The following is a 19,558-nucleotide window of genomic DNA, read 5'->3' on the forward strand; positions in this document are numbered from 1 at the left end:
GCCAACGCCAACGCCAACGCCAACGCCGACCCACCGGCGGCGCCGGCGGGCCGGTTCGCCTCCAGCACAGCCCCTTCGGGCCGCAGGCGGCCCCGGGTCCGGGCCCCGGGCAGCATGTCGGCGTTCTTCACTCCGCGTTGCGCCATGCCCCTGTCCGGCCCTTCCCGTGCGCCGTCCGTGCCTGCCGCGCCGCTACTGCAGAGGCCGGCCGATTACGCGCCCGCGACGGTCACCCCGCCGCAGAGGCCCACGCTCGGATCGCTGTTGAGAATGCCCTCGGGGGCCTTGGCGACGCGGGCGCCTTCGGTACCCGGGGCCACCGCCGCCGCGCCGATGCCCCCGCTTCCCGTGCGGCGCACTCTGGGCGAGTTGCTGGCAATCCCGCCGGCGCCTGCCGATGGAGCAGCGCAGGGCGCGCCAGCAACGCCCGTGCAGCCACACTGGGTGCCCACCCCGGACGCGACGGCCGAGGCGCCGGCCGTGCCCTTGCCGGCATGGACGGATTGGCTGCAAGCGCCTGCCTCCGCCCAGTATCTGCACGCCAAGGCCCTGGCCCCCGGGCAGCGCCAGCTTCTGGCGCGCACCCTGGAGGCGCAGTGGCGAAAGCATCCCGACCTGCAGGCGCCCTCCCAGGAGATGAACCTGTGGATGTCGGTATTGAATGCGCAACTGCGGGCCCGCCGCGATGCGGGACGCCTGGCCCAGGCCGGCCAGCGGGTCCTGTCCCTGCTTCGGGCCTGCGCCCCGCTCGATGGCGCGGCTGCGGTCCGCGACGGCGAGACCCGCATGCGGGGCCCGGAATACCGCGAGGCGTTCAACCATTTCCTGCGGGTCATCGGCGACGAATCGCTTGCGCAGCCCCTGCGCGATGCGGCCGAACGTGCCTTGCAGGCCCATGGCGAGAACGGCGCCACGCTCACGCCGGACCATGCCGAACGGCTGTCCCGTGAGGGCACCGTGGCCCTCGCGGAGCAGGGTTACCGGGCGATCGGTGCCGGGGCCCTGCACAAAGCCACGCCACCCCATCTTCGATCCGAGTTGCGGGCACCCTTCTCGCTCTGGCTGGAAGCCCAGGAAGCCTTCGATGGCGAGGAAAACGCGCCCGCGTTCGCCCATTTGCTGGAGCGAAGGCTGCCGTCCACCCCGGCGCTGCGGAAAGCCCACGGGCCGGGCGCCACCCTCCTGCAGGAAGGGGCGCAGGTGATCCAGGCCATCGCCCGCGACGGCCGGCTCCGGGCGCGGGTGCTGGCCATGGCCGAGAACGCGCTCGGATCGTGCGGCGACAACGTGGCCGAAGGCTTTTCCGCCATCGTGCTCGCGGTGCGCAACCACCAGATGGTCCAGGCGGTGCAAGAGGGCCGCATCGATGCGGCGGGGCTGGACGGCTGGGCGCGGCAGCAGTTCCGGCTGGGAGCGCTGGAGACGGCCGTGCACCACTTCATCCGGCAGGCGCTGGAAACGCCCGGTATTCCCGAGGACATGGAACGGCAGTTGCGCAGGGAACCCCTGGAGACCATGCTGCACGCCAAGGTCAGCCTGAAGGCCCTGCTGTGGCTGCCGGACAGCGTGCCCTCCGAGATGACCTATGCCGCGCAAAGCGTGCTGACGCCCGGCGACCTGTCGGCCCTGGCCGCGGGGGTGATGGACGCCGAAAGCGACGACCGGCAGCTCACGGCCTACCTGCTGTCCAACGAAACCTGGCGCGTCGGCATGCGGCACCTGCATCGCGAGGCGTTCGCCGCACTCGATGCGGCTTTCGACGAAGACCCGTTCCATGACCGCGATCTGCCGCGCGATGGCGATGCCCACGTGCAGGAGCGCGTGGCCTACAACGTGGCCGCCGCCGAGTTCATGCAACGCCAGCGCGCTGCCGAGGACGCGTTGCTGCTGCAGCGTTGGGGTGGCGTGCCGAGGTGAGCGTGCTCTCTGGCGGTGATCGAAGCGACCACAGGCGGCCCTCGCCCACTGTGGCAGGCGCGTCCGAGCCCGTTTTTAGCGAAAACCGCCGCATGCCGGGAGATTGCATGCCGTTGTTGCTATTTAATTGATAGCAATCGGATGGCCGGAGCGACGTCCGCCGGACGCGCGAAGGCCGCGTGGCAACGCGTGGGGCGTAGCCGGCTGGATCACGCCGGAAACGCCCGTTCCAGAATCGCCCCGGTGTCCATCGCTCGGGTGTCGATGGCGCCCACGACGCGGCCTGCGCCGCCGTCCTCCAGCCGGGTGGCAATGAACGCATCCGCCACCGCCTGCGGCGCATGGCGGCGCAGCAGGCAGGCTTGCGCCACCAGCACCAGGCGCTGCACGAGCTGGCGGCCCAGGGGCTCCAGCTGTTCGGGCGGGAGGGCGAGCAGGCCTTCAAGGGGCCGGAGCGCGTCGAGGATGCGCGGCTCGCCGGCCGCGGCGTCGGAGAAGTCCTGCAGCAGCGCCGACGCGGCCTCGGGCTCGCGCGCCAGGGCGCGCAGCACGTCCAGGCACATCACGTTGCCCGAGCCTTCCCAGATCGAGTTGACGGGCGATTCGAGAAAGAGTCGCGCCATCACGCCGTCCTGCACGTAGCCGTTGCCGCCGAAGACCTCCATGGCCTCGCCGGCAGCCCCACGCCGCGCTTGCAGACCCAGAACTTGGCGGCGGGCGTCATCACGCGCTTCCAGGCGCGGTCGGCCGCGCTGGCGGTGCCGTCGTCGTCGCGCTCGAAAGCCTCGGCCAGGCGCATCAGCAGCGCCAGCGCGGCCTCGCTCTCCAGCGCCAAATCGGCCAGCACGGCGCGCATCAGCGGCTGCTCGGCCAGGGCCCGGCCGAAGGCGTGGCGCTGGCGGGCATAGGCGATGGCCTGCACGGTGGCCTGGCGCAGGATGGCGGCGCTGCCGGCCACGCAGCTCAGGCGCGTGGTGGTCGCCATCTCGATGATCGTGGGGATGCCGCGGCCTTCCTCGCCCATCAGCAGGCCCCAGGCGCCGTCGAATTCCACCTCGCCGCTGGCGTTGCTGCGGTTGCCCACCTTGTCCTTCAGGCGCTGCACGTGCACCGCGTTGAGCGTGCCGTCGGGCCGCCAGCGCGGCACGTAGAAGCAGGCGAAGGGGCCGCCCTCGCCGGTGCGCGCCACCACCAGGTGCGCGTCGCTCTGCGGGGTGGAGAAGAACCACTTGTGGCCGTGCAGCCGGTATTCGCCGCCGCGCCCGCCCGCGCCGACGGGCGTGGCCACGGTGGTGTTGGCGCGCACGTCGGAGCCGCCCTGCTTTTCGGTCATGCCCATGCCCAGCCAGACGCTGGATTTTTCCTGCGCGGGCCGGTCGCGCGGGTCGTGGGTGCGGCTGTGGAGCTTGTCCGCCAGCTGCGCCCAGAGCGCGGGCTCCTTGCGCAGCAGTGGGATCGCGGCCTGCGTCATGGTGGCGGGGCACAGGGTGCCCTGCTCGACCTGGCCGTGCAGGTAAAAGCCCGCGGCCCAGGCGGCCCATCGGCCGGGCCGGTCGCTGTCGAAGGGCATGGAGACCAGGCCCTGCGCGCGGTAGAGCGCCATGAGCGCGTCCCACGCGGGGTGGAACTCGACCCGGTCGATGCGCCGGCCCCGGTTGTCAAAGCGGTGCAGTTGCGGCATGTGGCGGTTGGCCTGTTCGGCCAGGGCCCCTGTCGCGGCCGTGCCGAGCTGCCGTGCGTAGGCGCCCAGGGCGGGCAGGGCGCCTTGCTCACCCGCGCGGCGCAGCCCGTCCTGCAGCGCGGCATCGGTGGCGAGCAGGTCGTAGTCGGTGCGTTCGGAAAACTGGTTGAAAACTGCGTGGGTGGCCTGGGCCATGGGTTGTCTCCTGCGCGTGGGGGCGCACCGTGCGCCCAGGCCGCCATGGTGCCCCCAATGGCACGGGCCTGCACGCCCTGGCGTGCGGTCAGGAGGCGGGTGCGGCGGCCTCGCGCAGGGCGCGCAGCATGCTGGCCACCGCCGCCCGGTCGGTGGTGTTCTCGCGCCAGTACATCGACACCGAGCCGAAGCCCGACAGCCGCACCGGCAGCACGCGCAGCGCGCCCATGTGCGAAAACCGCAGCGCCGCGCGGTGCGAGGCCATGCCGATCATGTCGCTGTGGCCCAGCAGCGTGAGGTTGAGCGTGACGGAGTTGGACTCCACGCTGCCCTGCGGCAGCGCATGCCCGGCGGTTGCCAGCGCGCCCTCCAGCGCATTGCGGATCGGCGTGCCGCGCGGCCAGACGAGCCAGCGGTAGGCCATGAGATCGCCCCATTCCAGCGCGCGCTCCTGCCGCAGCAGCGGGTGCTGCGGGCGTGCCACCAAGTGGATGGGCTCCATGTACAGCATCTCGGTGTGGATGTGCGTGTCGTGCAGTTCGGGCGCGGAGCGGCCCACCACCACGTCCAGCTCGCCATGGGCCAGCTGCTGCATGAGCACGTTCATGGTGCTTTCGGCCAGCCGGATCTGTGCGCGCGGCAGCCACTCCAGCAGGCGCAGCACGGCCATGGGCACCACGTCGGACGCCGACGCGCCCGAGGTGCCCACCGCCACCAGCCCGCTGCCGCCGTCGCGCAGCGCCTGCATGTCGTCGCGGGCGCTGTCCAGGTGGGCCTCGATGCGCCGGGCATGGGCGATCAGCGCCTCGCCCTGGGGCGTGGGCTTGAGCCCGCGCGCATGGCGCTCGAACAGCACCATGCCCAGGTCCTCTTCCAGCTCCTTGAGCCACTTGGAGAGCGCGGGCTGCGCGGTATGGAGCAACTGCGCCGACTGGCTCATGTTGCCGGTCTGCGCCAGGCTCAAAAGCATCTGCAGCTGTCGCAGGCGCAGGCGGTGGGTCCAGTCCATGGGGTCGTCGGTGGTATTAAAGGTATATCCAAAAGATTATGGATAAGACCAATAAATGATTTTACGGACTATCGACGGGTTCGAATAATCCGCCCCATGGACCGGCTGGCAGCGCGCATTCGAGTGCTTTGGCATGGCTGGCCGCAGACACAGGAGACAACGCATGGACACGCCCACCCTGGCATCGCCGCCTGCCGCCGCATCCGCCGACCGGCAGGCCTACTACGACCACATCGCCCGCCACGGCATGGCCCCGCTCTGGGAATCGCTGCACAGCCTGGTGCCGCGCGAACCCCGCCCGCGGGCCGTGCCCGCCTTCTGGAAATACGAGGACGTGCGCCCGCTCGTCATGCAGGCGGGAGAGGTCATTAGCGCCGAGGAGGCCGTGCGCCGCGTGCTCATCCTGGAGAACCCCGGCCTGCCCGGCCGCGCCAGCATCACCTCCACGCTGTATGCGGGGCTGCAGCTCATCCTGCCCGGCGAGGTCGCGCCCAGCCACCGCCACACGCAGTCGGCGCTGCGCTTCATCGTGGAAGGGCGGGGTGCCTACACGGCCGTCAACGGCGAGCGCACCACCATGCACCCGGGCGACTTCATCATCACCCCCTCGTGGACCTGGCACGACCACGGCAACCCGGCGGTGGTGGACGGCGGCGAGCCCGTGGTCTGGCTCGACGGGCTCGACATTCCCCTCATCGGCCACCTGGATGCGGGCTTCGCGGAGAACTACCCCGAAGCGGTGCAGCCCGTGAGCCGCGCCGAGGGGCACAGCTTTGCCGCCTTCGGCCACAACATGGTGCCGGTGCGCCACCGCGCTGCGGAGGGCTCGACCTCGCCCCTCTTCAGCTACCCCTACGAGCGCAGCCGCGAGGCGCTGGACCGGCTGTTCCGCCAGGGCGAGCTGGACGCCTGGGACGGCGTCAAGCTGCGCTACGTGAACCCCGCCACCGGGGGGTGGCCCATGCCCACCATGGCCACGTTCATGCAGTTCCTGCCGGCCGGCTTCCAGGGCCGCACCTACCGTGCCACCGACGCGACCGTGTTCAGCGTGGTCGAGGGCCAGGGCACGGCGCGCATCGGCGAGCGCACCTTCCAGTTCGGCCCGCGCGATACCTTCGTCGCCCCCTCGTGGGCACCCGTGCAGCTGGCCGCGACGCAGGACGCGGTGCTGTTCAGCTATTCCGACCGCCCGGTGCAGGCCGCCCTGGGCCTGCTGCGCGAAGAGCGCCTGTGAGCCGCTGCGCATTCTGAATCTTCAATCCCCGTTTGAAAGACATCTCCATGGCCTTCGTGTTTCCCGCTCCTCCCTCCGTTGCCGTGCCCGTTGCAGGCAGCAGCGATGCCTTCGCCGTGCGCCGCGTCTACTGCGTGGGCCGCAATTACGCGGCCCATGCCCGCGAGATGGGGTTCGATCCCGACCGCGAGCCGCCCTTCTTTTTCTGCAAGCCGGCCGATGCCGTCATCCCCGTGGCCCATGGCGAGACGCTGCGCTTGCCGTACCCCTCGCGCACGGACAACTTCCACTACGAGGCGGAACTGGTCGTGGCCATCGGCAAAGCGGGCAGCGACATCGCCCGCGAGAACGCGCTGCAGCACGCCTGGGGCTATGCCGTGGGCCTGGACATGACCCGCCGCGACCGGCAGATGGAAATGCGCCAGATGGGCCGGCCCTGGGAGATCGGCAAGGCCTTCGATGCCTCCGCGCCCATCGGCCCCATCCACCGCGCCAGCGACGTGGGCCACTTCGAGCAGGCCGGCATCTGGCTCACCGTGAACGGCGCGGACCGCCAGCGCAGCGACGTGTCGCACCTGATCTGGTCGGTGGCCGAGACCATCGCCGACCTCTCCACCTGGTTCCGACTGGAGCCGGGCGACCTGATCTACACCGGCACCCCCGAAGGCGTGGGCCCGGTGGTGCGCGGCGACCGCATGGTCGTGGGCGTGGAACGCCTGGGCGAGCTGCGGGTGGACGTGGTCTGACGCCGTGGAGCCCGCCGTGCAGCTCTACAGCTTCTTCAACAGCTCCACCTCGTACCGGGTGCGCATCGCGCTGGCCCTCAAAGGGCTGCCCGCCGACTACCACGGGGTGAACATCCGCACCGGCGAGCACCGCGCGCCGGGCTATGCGGCACTCAATCCATCGCGGGCCGTCCCCCTTCTGGTGGATGGCGACTTCGCACTGGGCCAGTCCATGGCCATCCTCGACTACCTGGACCAGCGCCACCCCGAGCCGCGCCTGATCCCGCTGGAGCCCCGGCTGCGTGCCCGTGTGCTGGAGCTGGCCCATGTCATCGCCTGCGACATGCACCCGGTCAACAACCTGCGCATCCTGAAATACCTGCAAGGGCCGCTGGGCTTGAGCGCGGCGCAGAAGGACGCGTGGTACGCCCACTGGGCGGCCGAGGGCTTCGAGGCTGTGGAGCGGCTGCTGGCCAGGCACGGTGACGAAAGCGGCCCCTGGTGCTTTGGCGACCAGCCCACGCTGGCCGATGTGTGTCTGGTGCCCCAGGTGGCCAACGCGCTGCGCGCGGGTTGCGACCTCCAACCCCATGCGCGTGCCATGGCCGTGTACGCGCACGCCGAACGGCACCCCGCCTTCATCGCGGCCCGACCGCAGGAGCAGCCCGACTACCAGCCTTGATTTTCCTGTGGTCCCCGGCCCATGAGCCACCCCCATCCCTACAAGACGGAGAGAGACAAAATGACCCCATCCATGGCCGCCGGCATTCCGGCGGCAGACCGCGCCGCCTTCGGGCCGCTGCAGCTGCGCGTGACGCTGCTGTGCGCCATCGTCGCCATGCTCGACGGCTTCGACACCCAATCCATCGCCTACGTGGCGCCGCGCATCGCGGAAGACTGGGGGCTCAAGCCCTCGGAGTTCGGGCCCATCTTCGCGGCCGGGCTCTTCGGCCTCATGGCCGGCGCCTTCCTGCTCAGCCCGGCCGCCGACCGCTGGGGCCGCAAGAAGATCATCCTGCTGTCCACCTTCATCTTCGGCCTGTTCGCGCTGCTCACGGCCTGGGCCACCAGCATGAACGAGCTGCTGGCCTACCGCTTCATCACCGGCGTGGGCCTGGGCGCGGCCATGCCCAACATCATCGCCCTGACCAGCGAATATGCGCCGCAGCGCCTGCGCGCCACGCTGGTCACGGTGATGTTCTGCGGCTTTCCGCTGGGCTCTACCCTGGGCGGGCTGATCTCCAGCTGGCTCATCGCGCATTTCGACTGGCACTCGGTGTTTGTGCTGGGCGGCGTGCTGCCCCTGCTGCTGCTGCCGGTGCTGGCCGCGCTGCTGCCCGAATCGCTGCGCTACCTGGCCGCCAGCGGCGCCGCGCCCGCGCGCTACGAGCCCATCGTCAAGAGCGCCTACCCGGGCGAAGACCCGGCCACGGTGATGGCCGGGCTGCGCGGCGAGGCTGCTGGGGTGCAGGCGGGCTTCTCGGTGTTCGAGCTGTTCCGCCATGGCCGCCTGCCCACCACCATGCTGCTGTGGCTGGCGTTCTTCATGAACCTGCTGGTCATGTACTTCCTGGTCAACTGGCTGCCCACGCTGCTCAAAAGCGCCGGCCTGCCACTGGAGAAAGCCATTCTCTCCACCGCCATGCTCAACCTGGGCGGCGTGGTGGGTGCGCTCGCGCTGGGCCGGCTCATCGACCGCTTCAGCGCCTACACCGTGCTGGGCGCGGCCTACGCCGCCTCGGCCGGCTTCATCGCGCTGATCGCCTTCAGCGGGCAGAACCTCACGGGTCTGCTGGCCGGCGCCGCGCTCTCGGGCTTCGGCGTGGTGGGCGCGCAGATCGGCTGCAACGCGCTGGCCGCCGCCATCTACCCCACCCACATCCGCGCCACCGGCGTGGGCTGGGCGCTGGGCGTGGGCCGCATCGGCGCCATCGTCGGGCCGCTGGCAGGCGGCGCCCTGCTGGCCGCGGCCTGGACACCCGCGTCCATCATCCTGGTAGCCGCCGTGCCGGCGGTGCTGGCGGCCGCGGCGGTGCTGCTGCTCGGGCGTGTGCGCAGGGACGCCTGAGCCGAGCGCCCATTCAAGCCAGAACGGCCCGCAGCGCACAGGGAGAGCGCACCATGGCATCCAAGAGCATAGCAATGCAGTCGGAGCCGACCGCCGACAGCCAGGCCATGGAATACGCCATCCGCACATGGAGCACCGATGCCGTTCCTGCCGCGCAGCGGGCGGACTACTGGGTCGGCGCGGTCTGCGACTGCTTCCTCGACATGGAGGTGGAGCCCGGCCAGCGCCAGGCTTTTTCGGCCACGCTCGCCTCCATGCCCTGCGGCGGCTTGCGCGTCAACCGCGTGAGCGGCAGCGCGCAGCGCGTGCGCCGCACCTTGCAGGGCATCCGCCGCAGCGGGGGCGACAACTTCTACTACCTGCTCTGCAAGGAGTCGTCGCCCTGCCATGTCGCGCAGGACGATGCCGGCGCCGCCCGCCTGCTGCCGGGCGACCTGGCACTGATCGATTCGCGCCGCCGCTATTTGCTGGAGTTTCCCGAGGCGGTGGACACCGTCTCCATCCAGATCCCCATCGGCTGGCTGGACACCTGGCTGCCCCGCCGCTGACCGCTGGCTGGGCCGGCGCGTGGACGGCGCTGCCGGATGGGGCCGGGTGCTGAGCGCCTATGTGACCCAGTTGCGCGCCGAACAGCCCGCCCGCCTGGGCACGCTGCAGGCCGAGCACCTGGGCGGCCTGTTGTCGCTGGCCTGCGGCGCTGCGCCCGAGGCGCCGCCCCGGCGCGGCCTGCTTCAGCGCATCGAGCATTGCGTGCGCCAGCGCTTTGGCGAGCACGGTCTTACTGCTGCCGATGTGGCCGATGCCGTGGGCGTGTCGCTGCGCACCCTGCACCGCGCCCTGTCGGCGGGCGGCAGCACCTTCGCGCTGCTGCTCATGCGCGAGCGCATGGCGGTGGCGCAGCGCATGCTGCATGCGCCCTCGCACCGGCACCTGACGGTGGCCGAGATCGGTCGGCGCGCGGGCTTCCTGGACCCGTCGCACTTCGCACGCGCCTGCCGCCAGTGGTGCGGCAGAACCCCCGCGCAGGAGCGCTGCGCGCCAACGCAAGCCTTCGCCAGCCCGCACTGACACGGGCTGGATTTAGTCGGGCAACCAGGCAAGGGGCGCCGCAGGCAGTGCCAGAGCACGGCCAGGCGGAGCCAACGGCCTGCGCCGGTTAAAGGCGAGCCGCACGGCACGCAGCGTCCGCCACGCTGGCACGCATCGGCCATCCACGGCCCGGCAGGCGCGACACCATGGGTTTCCCACCACACAAGGAGACAACGACATGGCGGACACCTACGTATTGGGCCACGGCGCCTGGCACACGGGCGACACGCTGCAAGCCACCGCGGAGCACCTGCGCGCACGCGGCCACACCGTGCACTGCCCCACGCTGCCGGGCAACCGCCCCGGCGACGGCACGGCCCCGCTGGGCCTGCAGGACGCGATCGACGGGCTGGTGCAGTTCCTCGCGTCGAACGACCTGCGCGAAGTGCGGCTCGTTGGCCACAGCTACGGCGGCATGCTGCTGTCCGGCGCCGCCGACCGCGTGCCCGAGCGCATCCGGCGGCTGGTCTATGTGAACGCCTTCGTGCCGCTGCCCGGCGAGGCCCTGTGCGACATGGCACCGCCGCACTACCGCGCCATGTTCGAGGGCCTCGCGGCCGCTGGCGGCGGTGGCGTGCAATTGCCCTTCGAGGTCTGGCGCGAATGCTTCATCAACGACGCCGATGCCGATCTGGCGCGCAGCACCTACGCCCTGCTGCACCCGCAGCCGCTGCGCTGCCTGATCGACCCCATCGCCCTGTCGCAGCCCACCGCCGCGCTGGCGCTGGGCAAGTCGTACCTGAACTGCCGCGAAGACATCGCGCTGCCCCACAGCCTGCCCTGGCACCCGCGCCTGTCGGAACGGCTGGGCCTGTTCCGCTACGTGGAGGCCAGCGGCAGCCACGAGGCGCTGTTCACCGACCCCGAAGGCTTCGCGCGCGGCATCGAGCGGGCCGGCCGGGACTGATCGGCAGGTGCCGCTGCGGCGCCAACGCGCAGCACGGCAAGGCGAAGCGAAGACACAGACAAATCAATTCAGGAGACGACACCATGCAAGGCATTGCACCCCACCACATCACCGCGCGATCTTTCTCGGCGCGGCCCGCTTGCCCAGGCGCCCGGGCACGCAAGGCCGCCGCTGTCTTGGCCGTGGCAGCCGCTGTCGGCAGCCTCATCGCCGCACTGCCCGCACAGGCGCAGGCGCAGACCCCGGCATCGCCGGATGCGTCGCCGCCGTCGCCCTGGCGCATCTACGCCGGCCCCGCTCACATCGGCTTCAGCACCTCGGCCGAAGTGCGGGCCGGCGGGCAAATCGTGCCCGGCGCCAGCGCCAAGGCCGACTCCAACGAAAGCATCGGCTTCGGCGCCATCTACGACTTCCACCCGGGCTGGGGCGCCGAACTCGCCCTGGGCCTGCCACCCACCACTGCGCTCAAGGGCACCGGCACCCTGGCCGGTGCGGGCACGCTCGGCAAAGTGAAGTACGGCCCCGCCGTGCTGTCCGTGGCCGCCAGCTGTGGGAGGGCGGCCCCGTGCGGCCCTACATCGGCGCTGGCATCAACTACACGCTGGTGCTGGAATCCCGCGACGGCTTCGTGTCGAGCCTGCATGTGAAGAACGGCATCGGCCCCGTGCTGCAGGCCGGCTTCGAGGTGCCGCTGGATGCGCGCTGGAGCTTCTTTGTGGATGCCAAGAAGATCTGGCTCAAGACCACAGCGACCGGCACGCTGCCGGCGCTGGGTGGGGCGCCCGCACATGCGAAGGTGCGGCTGGATCCGCTGGTGGTGACGGCGGGGGTGGGTTATCGGTTTTGAGGGGTACGCTGGTTCAGGTGAGCCGGTGGACAAGGCTCATCGGGGGGAGGCTCCGACACGTCGCTAGATCGCTTTTGAAAGACTGCTTGGCAGCGATAGCTGTCACTCGAGTCATGTCGACGAGTGGCCGCAGCTGTCCCAGCTGCAGCCGGTGAAGACAGTATGCAGATTGGGGCAGAATCACCGGACCGCAAGGTGGAGCGCACATACGGTGTCGTGCGCCGAATGTTGATTGACCCACCGAGGTGGTGCGGATTTCATTAAGCATCAATACTGCGTTAGACCCAAGCGAGGCATGACACAGTGCCCGCGTACCGCTTCTGCCCAAGGCGCAGAAACAGAGCGTGGCTGTAGTTGAGTTCGTCCGCTTTCCTGTAGGCAGCAAGCTTGAAATGATCCTTCCAATCGATCTGGTCGGAGCTGCCCATCTTCAGTTCGATGGCCAGGAAGTTTCGGTCTGTGTCGAGGTGGTGCAGGATGATGTCGGGCACAACGACTTGGAGACCATTTAAGGTCTTTACGCGTGGGCCATTGCGGTTGTATTCAATGTCAACGTCCCAAGGGCGCCCTTCGGGCGCAACTAGGCCTTCAGCATGAATGAGCATGGCCAGCTTGGCCGCGATGTTTCTCTCCGACGCGCCGACGGTCAGCGAGTAGTGCGCCTTCTCCAGCAGCTGTTCAATGCTGCGCACCAACGCCGCTGCCAGTTCAGGGTCCCCGCACTCCTGCAACCGCTCGCGCCAGTTCTCCATGGGCATTCCGTACCGCCCTCGTCAGAGGTACCCCGTGTGTAGAAGCTGCATCGTTCGCTTTCCGTAGGCTTTCAGCTCGGCATCGGTAACATCAGTTCGCTGCGCTATACCACTCGTGTCGTGATGGAACGCACCTGCAAAGTCGTTGAGCTCATGGAGCCCGGTGAGGCTGCCTTGAAGCACCGCCAGCGGGCTGTCGGCCGGCGCATCCTTGATGAGCGTCAGGACGCTGCCGACGGTCACCCCCTCTGAGATACGCCCAGGGAACCGTCGATGCAAATGCCCTTCCAGAAGTGGTCGCAGGCCTATGGCGACTGCCAGCGGCTTCTCCGAAGGCTTAGCAGCGAGAAAGTCGTCCAGCGCCCGGTAGTGCTTGTAAAAGTCGGTGGCACAGGCCTCGTCCATGTCAAAGCCAATTCGTATCTCCGAGTAGCCATCCGCAGCACGCACAGCCTCCAGCAGGGCCGGTGTGCATATGCCCTTCCCCGTGAGCCGCCGAAACACGTCACGCAGGAAGAACGCATCGTGCGCCAGAACAATCAGCTGCTCGACGCTGCGGGCCAATTGCGTAATGGCATCGACCGTTTGAGCGCGACGATGCTTGTCCAGGCTGGTGAACAAGTCGTCAACCACTACGACCTTGTTCCCATGGTCGGCGTCATCGAAAAGTTTGGCCAGGAAGAACGCCAACGCCAAGGTTCTCTTGTCGCCATCGCTCAAAGCGGTTTGGAAACAGGGCGTCGCCGCCTTCTTCCCGGCCGGGACCGTGTGCCCGCGCACCGACAGACCGTATTCCGTTCGGGGCGTTCCGCTGCTGCCCACATAAGTTGGCTTCAACTTCACCACGGTGAAGTCCGCACCGAACTTCGCTAGCCAAGTGTTGATGCTCTTCTGGAACTTATCAAGCACCGTCGCCATAAGGGCGTCCAGCTCCTCGCGGGCCGTCTTCTTGGTGGTCTCAGCCTTGGTTCTGTCGGCATCTGCCAGCTGCCGTTCATCGACCAGCGCCACTACCTCGGGCGAAAACCGCGTCTTGTTCAGCTTGGCGGAAGCAAGAATTGCTTGCAGGACGTCCATATTTTCTGCTGCTAAGCCCGCCTTGTATGCGGTGATTGCCTCGTTAGCCGCGGTCACCTCGACGTTGTAGGCGGCGACTGCCTGAAAGGCAGCATTCAGCTCCACTTCCACATCAGCCAAGGCTGCAAAGTCGACCGACTGCAACGGGGTCAGCTTCTTCAGCAGGACAAGCGCCTCTACATTCTTCATCGCGGAGGCCACCGTTTGTCGGGCGGGCTCGATGTTCAGCGCGGCCAACTGCAGTTTCAGCTGGCCGCTCCAGCCATTGATGCGCTCGCGGTTGGTCGCGTCCACCTGTTCGTAGGAGGCAAGACCGTCCTGGAATACAGATGCGTCCGCTGTTGCGGCCAGGTCCCGCACCTCGGCGGTCAACTCGGCATAGGCCTCGTTGAAGTAGGTCCTATACGCCGCAATCAGGGGAACGCCATCCGTAGGCTGACTGCAAAACGGACAGTTGTGACCATCCATCAGTCGCAGGCCGGTAGCCAGCCATTCCTTGGGGTCTGTTTCCGGGACGCTCTCAAGATGGGTGACATGCGCTTGGACCGCAGCTTCGGCGTCTGCATGTATATCCTGCAATGACCTGCCCAAGACAGCCTTGAACTTGGCAAAGTCGAAGCTCGGCACTGCCAGAGGGGCTAGAGAAGCCCGAGCAGCAATTGCGCCGGCGTCCTTCGCTGCAGCGATGCGGTTCTCCAGGCCTGCGATGGTTTCGTCTACCTTGTCGTGCTTGACGGGGAGCTTGAGGAACACCGAGAGCGGTGTCGCCCCCATGTAGCCCTTGAGCTTGTCTTCAGCGGTGGTCCGACGCTTTGTGGCCGCGGTCTGGTCGTCACCGGCAGCGTCCACCTCCTGCTTCTTCTTCACCGCCGCCGCGCCGAGGGCAAATTCCAGAAGCGCCTCGTGATGGGAGGTCTGAACCTCGGACCCAGCGTAGACATTGCGCTCGATGAAGTGCTGGTCGAACACGACGATGTCCGGTACGCTGGCCGACCACTTCGCGCCGTCGAACTGAACGTTGGCGGATGTGCCTCCGGTGGTGCATCGCACGACGACTTTCTGGGCCCCGCCGCCAAACGTGGTGCGCGCAATCAACGGGCCAACGTCGCCAGTGCTCAACGAAGCCAAGGCTGCGGAAATCGAGGACTTGCCTCGGCCGTTCTCGGCATACAGCAAAGTCACCCGGTCGAAGTCGGCAGCCTTGGGTGTGCCGTGGCGAAACACACCCAAGTTGTCCAGCGTGATGATTTTGTTAAGCATGGCCCTCCCAGCCCAGGCCCTGAAATAATCGAGCCTATTAGAGGGCGTAGCTTATGGGCGAGTGTCTGCACTTGCAACTCTGACAGTTCAATCTTCAATGCCGGCCTACCCGGCGGGGCCGCGAGCGGCCGCATATTGGCCCCTCTATACCTAAAGAATGCCCAGACTGGTAGTCGTGAAAGTGTCCGTAGTGCTCTTCGGCCACCTTCTCCATTGCTCTCCTGAAGCGGTCTACTTGATCCGCTAGACAGCACTGCTCCAGTTCGCGCTCGACTGTAATGCGGCGAATTGCAGTCGTTCCGGCCGTAGAGATGCCGACGGCAACCAGCCTGTAGGTGACATTGCGCCGCTGGGATTCACATGGCCTAGGGTCGCCGCAGCAATTTGCACGGACACATAGTGGCTAAGCCATGAGGACGTGCCATGCACCTCCCTTACTCCCCTTCCGCAAACATCTCCACCAACACCCCCCGCAGCCACTGGTTCCCCGGATCCCGGTGGTACTTCGTATGCCAAAACAGATTGATCGCCACCTGCGGCAGCTTGGCCGGATGTGGCGCATAGGCCAGGCCGAAGGGCTCGGCCATGCTCTGGGCCATTTTCTCGGGCACGGTGGCGACCATTTGCGTGGCCTGCAGGATGTGGCCGATGGCGACGAAGTGCGGCACGGTCAGGCGCACGTCGCGGGCCACGCCCATGCGCTCCAGCAGTTCGTCCACCTTGCCGTGGCCCGTGCCTTCGGAGACGACCACCACGTGCTCCGCCTTGGAAAAATCCGCCAGTGCGATGCTGCGGCGCTTGTGCAGCGGGTGGCCCTCGCGGAACAGGCACACGTAGGGCTGGCGGAACAGCCGGCGCTGGAAGAAGCCGGCCTTGAGCTGCGGCAGCAGGCCCACGGCCAGGTCCACCTTGCCGGCTTCCATGGCGTCCCTCAGGTCGGTGGCTGAATTGCGCACGGTGGTCAGGCGCACGCCCGGTGCGACCTGGGCCAGCCCCTCCAGCAGGCGGGGCAGGAAGTAGATCTCGCCGATGTCCGTCATGCCCACCTTGAACACGCGCCGGCTGGTGGCGGGATCGAACCCCAGCCTGTGGTTGAGGGCGCCGTGGATCATGGCCAGCGCGTACGACACCGACTCCGCCAACTGGTCGGCATAGGGCGTGGGCTGCATGCCCTGGGCCGTGCGCAAAAAAAAGCTCGTCGCCCAGCAGGCGGCGCAGCCGCGCCAGCGCGTTGCTCACCGCGGGTTGCGTCAGGCTCAGGTTTTCCGCGGCCTGCGACACCTTGCGCGTCACCAGCAGCTGCTGAAAGACCACCAGCAAATTCAGATCGATGTCTTCCAGTTCCACGGGGCACCTTTATTCATCAGCGTGATGCGGTGTATTCACGCCATTCTATTGGCTGATTATCGGATCACAGGAATGATCGGGGCCATAACAACGACAGTGAGTGAGACAACCCGATGGAACTGCATATCGAGCCGCTGGGCCGCGTGCTGCCCGTGGCGCCGGGCGCCAACCTGCTGGAAGTGCTGCGCGAGCACCAGATTCCCGTTTCCTACAGTTGCATGGCCGGGCGCTGCGGCACTTGCCGCTGCAAAGTGCTATCTGGGGAGGTGATCGATGCGGGCCAGGCGCTGCGCATGCCGCCGCTGGGCGGCGGCGAGGGGCAGTACGTGATGGCTTGCCAGACGGTGCTGAGCGAGTCCTGCACCATCGAGATTCCCGAGCCCGACGAGGTGGTGGTGCACACCGCCCGCACGCTCAAGGCCACGGTGACGGCGGTGGAAACGCTCACCCACGACATCCGCCGCCTGCGCCTCAAGCCGGCCAAGCCGCTGGACTTCTCGCCGGGGCAGTACGCGCAGTTGCAGTTCGGCCCGGGCCTGGTGCGGCCGTATTCGATGGCCGGGTTGCCGAACGATGACGAACTCGAATTCCACGTGCGGCTGGTCGAGGGCGGTCAGGTGTCCACCCATGTGGCCCAGGTGCTGGCCGTGGGCGATGCGGTGCGCGTGAGCGGGCCGCTGGGCTCGGCCTACCTGCGCCGCAAGTACGAAGGTCCCATGCTCTGCGTGGCGGGCGGCACGGGGCTGGCGCCCATCCTCTCCATTGTGCGTGGTGCGCTGGAGTCGGGCATGCCCAACCCCATCCACGTCTATGCCGGTGCCCGGTCGGCGCGCGATGTCTACGGCCTGCCGTGGCTGAAAGATCTGCAGCAGCGCCATCCGCAATTGCAGGTGCATGCCGTGGTGGCCGCGGCCGATGCGGCGCCGGGCCAGCGCACGGGCCTGGTCACCGACGCGATCGCGCAGGACTGGCCCACGCTGGAAGGCTGGCGCGCCTACCTGTGCGGATCGCCGCCCATGGTGGAGGCCGTGTCGCTGCTGGCGCGCCAGCGTGGCGTCGCCGCCGAGCACCTCTACGCGGATGCCTTCTACGCCAGCACGCCGTGAGGCAGGGCCAGCGCCCTTTCTGCGCGCCCTTCCTTCTCTTGATTCGCAGCGCCCCATCACAAGCCCCAAGGAGACAACGCCATGAGTACGCCCCACCCCGTCTTCCCATTGCATCCGACCTGGGAAAGCCCCGGCACGCACCGCGTGCCCTTCGCGGCCTATACCAGCGAGGACATCTACCGCCGTGAGCTGGAGCGGTTCTTCTACCGCGGCCACTGGTGCTACGTGGGCCTGGAGGCCGAGGTGCCGAACCCGGGCGACTTCAAGCGCACCGCCATCGGCGAGCGCTCCGTCATCCTGGTGCGTGGCGAGGACCTGCAGCTGCACGTGGTGGAAAACGTGTGCGCGCACCGCGGCATGCGGTTTTGCCGGGAGCGCCATGGCAACCGCAAGGAGTTCGTCTGCCCTTACCACCAGTGGAACTACAAGCTCGACGGCGCGCTGCAGGGCGTGCCTTTCCGGCGCGGCGTCAAGCAGGACGGCAAGGTCCACGGCGGCATGCCGGCGGATTTCAAGCTGGAGGAACACAGCCTGACGCGGCTCAAGGTGGCCACGCGCGGCGGCGTGGTTTTTGCCTCGTTCGACCACGGCGTGGAGTCGCTGGAGGATTTCCTCGGGCCGGTGATCCTGGGTTACTTCGACCGCCTGTTCAATGGCCGCAAGCTCAAGATCCTGGGCTACAACCGCCAGCGCATTCCGGGCAACTGGAAGCTGATGCAGGAGAACATCAAGGACCCCTACCACCCCGGCCTGCTGCACACCTGGTTCGTGACCTTCGGGCTCTGGCGGGCCGACAACAAGTCGGAGCTGAAGATGGATGCGCGCCACCGCCACGCGGCCATGGTGTCCACGCGCGGCGAGGCCAAGAAGCAGTCCGACGTGTCCAACGTCTCCAGCTTCAAGGCCGGCATGCAGCTGGAAGACCCGCGCTTTCTCGACATCGTGCCCGAGCCCTGGTGGGGCGGGCCCACGGCGGTGATGACCACGCTGTTCCCCAGCGTGATCCTGCAGCAGCAGGTCAACAGCGTTTCCACGCGCCACATCCAGCCCGTGGGCCACGATGCCTTCGATTTCGAATGGACACATTTCGGCTTCGAGGACGACACCGACGAGATGACCGAGCGCCGCCTGCGCCAGGCCAACCTGTTCGGGCCGGCGGGCTTCGTCTCGGCCGACGACGGCGAGGTGATCGAGTTCTCGCAGCAGGGCTTCGAGCAAAAACCTTTCCATCGTGCGCTGGTGGAGCTGGGCGGCCGGGAGGTGGGAGACACCGACCACATGGTCACCGAGACGCTGATCCGCGGCATGTACGAGTACTGGCGCGGCGTGATGGAAAAGGAGGACTGAACCATGGACGCCCAATCCACCGCGATCGAATTCGCCGACTACTTCGCCCTGCAGCAGCTCTATGCCGACTACGCCGCCGCGCTCGACGCGGCGCAGTGGGACCGGTGGCCCGGCTTCTTCACCGAAGACTGCCTCTACCGCCTGCAGCCGCGCGAGAACCACGAGCGCGGCCTGCCGCTGGCCACGCTGTCGTTCGACAGCCAGGGCATGCTCAAGGACCGCGTCTACGGCATCCGCGAGACGCTGTTCCACGACCCGTATTACCAGCGACACGTGATCGGTGCGCCGATCGTGCGGCAGGCCGGGGAGGGCCGCTGGGCGTGCGAGGCGAACTACGCCGTCTTTCGCACCAAGCTCTCGGAGCCTTCCACGGTGTTCAACGTCGGGCGCTACCTGGACGTGGTGGTGCGCACGCCCGAGGGCCTGCGCTTCGCCCGCAAGGAGTGCATCTACGACAGCGAAATGATCCCGAATTCCATCATCTACCCCATCTGAGAGGAGACACACCATGCCAGCAATCGACACCGGATGGACCGAGGCGACCGCGCGCGCCGACCTGCCCGAGGACGACGTGGTGGGCGTGACCGTCGAGGGACGCGACGTGGCGCTCTACACCGTGGACGGCGAAGTGTTCGCCACCGACAACCTGTGCACGCACGGCAATGCGCGGCTGTGCGACGGTTTCCTGGAGGGGCACGAAATCGAGTGCCCGCTGCACCAGGGCCGCTTCGACGTGCGGGACGGCAGCGCGCTGTGTGCACCGCTCACCCAGGGCCTGCGCAGCTACCCCGTCCGTGTGGAGCAGGGAACGGTGTACCTCAAGCTCGCCTGACGCGAGGCGGCATGCGCCGCCGTCTCAGGCGGGCGCCGCCAGCGTGCCGCGCGGCGCCTGGAACTGAAAGCCCTCCACCACGCTTTTCAGCCGGCCGGCATGCTCCAGCAGGCTGGCCGCCGCGGCGGAAGACTGTTCGACCAGCGCGGCGTTCTGCTGGGTCAT

General features: G+C 68.1%; 17 protein-coding genes and 3 pseudogenes. 14 read left to right on the plus strand and 6 right to left on the minus strand.

Annotated elements, in window-relative coordinates:
• The first annotated feature begins 333 nt into the window (after nt 1-333).
• Entirely contained in the window at nt 334-1,917 is a 1,584-nt protein-coding gene (locus AC27IO_RS11020; protein ID WP_498738960.1) for an NEL-type E3 ubiquitin ligase domain-containing protein, read from the plus strand.
• Nucleotides 1,918-2,126: 209 nt separating this feature from the next.
• Here the strand turns inward: AC27IO_RS11020 and AC27IO_RS11025 are convergent.
• A pseudogene (locus AC27IO_RS11025) lies at nt 2,127-3,793 on the minus strand (acyl-CoA dehydrogenase family protein).
• A gap of 88 nt (nt 3,794-3,881) precedes the next feature.
• Nucleotides 3,882-4,802 (minus strand): LysR family transcriptional regulator, encoded by a 921-nt coding sequence (locus tag AC27IO_RS11030; RefSeq protein WP_272566096.1) that lies wholly within the window; start codon nt 4,800-4,802, stop codon nt 3,882-3,884.
• A gap of 163 nt (nt 4,803-4,965) precedes the next feature.
• Here AC27IO_RS11030 and gtdA point away from each other — a divergent pair, with 163 nt between their 5' ends.
• From gtdA to AC27IO_RS11075, 9 genes are all read left to right on the plus strand, one after another.
• Nucleotides 4,966-6,036 (plus strand): gentisate 1,2-dioxygenase, encoded by a 1,071-nt coding sequence (gene gtdA, locus AC27IO_RS11035; RefSeq protein WP_498738961.1) that lies wholly within the window; start codon nt 4,966-4,968, stop codon nt 6,034-6,036.
• A gap of 47 nt (nt 6,037-6,083) precedes the next feature.
• Nucleotides 6,084-6,782 carry a fumarylacetoacetate hydrolase family protein gene (locus AC27IO_RS11040; protein ID WP_284410360.1) on the plus strand — a complete coding sequence of 233 codons (699 nt, stop codon included), beginning with the start codon at nt 6,084-6,086 and terminating at the stop codon, nt 6,780-6,782.
• 16 nt (nt 6,783-6,798) lie between these two features.
• Nucleotides 6,799-7,443, plus strand: coding sequence for a maleylacetoacetate isomerase (maiA, locus tag AC27IO_RS11045; protein ID WP_284394731.1), 645 nt, complete (start codon nt 6,799-6,801; stop codon nt 7,441-7,443).
• A 60-nt stretch (nt 7,444-7,503) separates the two neighbouring features.
• Entirely contained in the window at nt 7,504-8,829 is a 1,326-nt protein-coding gene (locus tag AC27IO_RS11050; protein WP_317357101.1) for an MFS transporter, read from the plus strand.
• 53 nt (nt 8,830-8,882) lie between these two features.
• Nucleotides 8,883-9,377, plus strand: a complete 495-nt coding sequence (locus AC27IO_RS11055) for an AraC-like ligand-binding domain-containing protein (protein ID WP_498738962.1) — start codon at nt 8,883-8,885, stop codon at nt 9,375-9,377.
• A 19-nt stretch (nt 9,378-9,396) separates the two neighbouring features.
• Nucleotides 9,397-9,897: a helix-turn-helix transcriptional regulator gene (locus AC27IO_RS11060; RefSeq protein ID WP_498738963.1), complete on the plus strand. Its 501-nt coding sequence runs from the start codon at nt 9,397-9,399 to the stop codon at nt 9,895-9,897.
• Between the two features lie 79 nt (nt 9,898-9,976).
• Nucleotides 9,977-10,825 carry an alpha/beta hydrolase gene (locus AC27IO_RS11065; RefSeq protein WP_498738970.1) on the plus strand — a complete coding sequence of 283 codons (849 nt, stop codon included), beginning with the start codon at nt 9,977-9,979 and terminating at the stop codon, nt 10,823-10,825.
• Nucleotides 10,826-10,908: 83 nt separating this feature from the next.
• The gene (locus tag AC27IO_RS11070) at nt 10,909-11,472 is read left to right on the plus strand and encodes a hypothetical protein (protein WP_498738964.1); all 564 of its coding nucleotides are present in this window, start codon (nt 10,909-10,911) and stop codon (nt 11,470-11,472) included.
• Nucleotides 11,430-11,672, plus strand: a complete 243-nt coding sequence (locus AC27IO_RS11075; RefSeq protein WP_498738965.1) for an OmpW/AlkL family protein — start codon at nt 11,430-11,432, stop codon at nt 11,670-11,672. Before AC27IO_RS11070 ends, AC27IO_RS11075 begins: the two co-directional genes overlap by 43 nt.
• 278 nt (nt 11,673-11,950) lie before the next feature.
• Here the strand turns inward: AC27IO_RS11075 and AC27IO_RS11080 are convergent, their stop codons facing one another.
• From AC27IO_RS11080 to AC27IO_RS11090, 3 genes and pseudogenes are all read right to left on the minus strand, one after another.
• Nucleotides 11,951-12,424: a hypothetical protein gene (locus AC27IO_RS11080; protein WP_498738966.1), complete on the minus strand. Its 474-nt coding sequence runs from the start codon at nt 12,422-12,424 to the stop codon at nt 11,951-11,953.
• 21 nt (nt 12,425-12,445) lie between these two features.
• Nucleotides 12,446-14,761: an AAA family ATPase gene (locus tag AC27IO_RS11085; protein WP_498738967.1), complete on the minus strand. Its 2,316-nt coding sequence runs from the start codon at nt 14,759-14,761 to the stop codon at nt 12,446-12,448.
• Nucleotides 14,762-15,195: 434 nt separating this feature from the next.
• Nucleotides 15,196-16,108 (minus strand): annotated as a pseudogene (locus tag AC27IO_RS11090) (LysR family transcriptional regulator).
• A gap of 113 nt (nt 16,109-16,221) precedes the next feature.
• On the opposite strand from AC27IO_RS11090, the gene AC27IO_RS11095 reads away from it, so the two are divergent.
• From AC27IO_RS11095 to AC27IO_RS11110, 4 genes are all read left to right on the plus strand, one after another.
• Entirely contained in the window at nt 16,222-17,214 is a 993-nt protein-coding gene (locus AC27IO_RS11095) for a 2Fe-2S iron-sulfur cluster-binding protein (protein ID WP_498738968.1), read from the plus strand.
• An 81-nt stretch (nt 17,215-17,295) separates the two neighbouring features.
• The gene (locus AC27IO_RS11100; protein ID WP_498738969.1) at nt 17,296-18,561 is read left to right on the plus strand and encodes an aromatic ring-hydroxylating dioxygenase subunit alpha; all 1,266 of its coding nucleotides are present in this window, start codon (nt 17,296-17,298) and stop codon (nt 18,559-18,561) included.
• A 3-nt stretch (nt 18,562-18,564) separates the two neighbouring features.
• The gene (locus tag AC27IO_RS11105; protein WP_284430368.1) at nt 18,565-19,056 is read left to right on the plus strand and encodes an aromatic-ring-hydroxylating dioxygenase subunit beta; all 492 of its coding nucleotides are present in this window, start codon (nt 18,565-18,567) and stop codon (nt 19,054-19,056) included.
• 13 nt (nt 19,057-19,069) lie between these two features.
• A complete protein-coding gene (locus AC27IO_RS11110) occupies nt 19,070-19,393 on the plus strand; it encodes a non-heme iron oxygenase ferredoxin subunit (RefSeq protein WP_272566083.1) in 324 nt (107 codons plus the stop codon).
• Nucleotides 19,394-19,417: 24 nt separating this feature from the next.
• Here the strand turns inward: AC27IO_RS11110 and AC27IO_RS11115 are convergent.
• Nucleotides 19,418-19,558, minus strand: a pseudogene (locus AC27IO_RS11115) (methyl-accepting chemotaxis protein); the annotation flags it as partial.

The organism is Acidovorax sp. KNOB132 (assembly GCF_057541515.1).

What these genes read in the sequence shown, in the direction of transcription:
- AC27IO_RS11020 (WP_498738960.1), top strand. Translation starts at nt 334, where the DNA reads ATGCCCCCGCTTCCCGTGCGGCGCACTCTGGGCGAGTTGCTGGCAATC.
- AC27IO_RS11030 (WP_272566096.1), bottom strand. Translation starts at nt 4,802, where the DNA reads ATGGACTGGACCCACCGCCTGCGCCTGCGACAGCTGCAGATGCTTTTG.
- gtdA (WP_498738961.1), top strand. Translation starts at nt 4,966, where the DNA reads ATGGACACGCCCACCCTGGCATCGCCGCCTGCCGCCGCATCCGCCGAC.
- AC27IO_RS11040 (WP_284410360.1), top strand. Translation starts at nt 6,084, where the DNA reads ATGGCCTTCGTGTTTCCCGCTCCTCCCTCCGTTGCCGTGCCCGTTGCA.
- AC27IO_RS11050 (WP_317357101.1), top strand. Translation starts at nt 7,504, where the DNA reads ATGACCCCATCCATGGCCGCCGGCATTCCGGCGGCAGACCGCGCCGCC.
- AC27IO_RS11055 (WP_498738962.1), top strand. Translation starts at nt 8,883, where the DNA reads ATGGCATCCAAGAGCATAGCAATGCAGTCGGAGCCGACCGCCGACAGC.
- AC27IO_RS11070 (WP_498738964.1), top strand. Translation starts at nt 10,909, where the DNA reads ATGCAAGGCATTGCACCCCACCACATCACCGCGCGATCTTTCTCGGCG.
- AC27IO_RS11080 (WP_498738966.1), bottom strand. Translation starts at nt 12,424, where the DNA reads ATGGAGAACTGGCGCGAGCGGTTGCAGGAGTGCGGGGACCCTGAACTG.
- AC27IO_RS11085 (WP_498738967.1), bottom strand. Translation starts at nt 14,761, where the DNA reads ATGCTTAACAAAATCATCACGCTGGACAACTTGGGTGTGTTTCGCCAC.
- AC27IO_RS11095 (WP_498738968.1), top strand. Translation starts at nt 16,222, where the DNA reads ATGGAACTGCATATCGAGCCGCTGGGCCGCGTGCTGCCCGTGGCGCCG.
- AC27IO_RS11100 (WP_498738969.1), top strand. Translation starts at nt 17,296, where the DNA reads ATGAGTACGCCCCACCCCGTCTTCCCATTGCATCCGACCTGGGAAAGC.
- AC27IO_RS11105 (WP_284430368.1), top strand. Translation starts at nt 18,565, where the DNA reads ATGGACGCCCAATCCACCGCGATCGAATTCGCCGACTACTTCGCCCTG.
- AC27IO_RS11110 (WP_272566083.1), top strand. Translation starts at nt 19,070, where the DNA reads ATGCCAGCAATCGACACCGGATGGACCGAGGCGACCGCGCGCGCCGAC.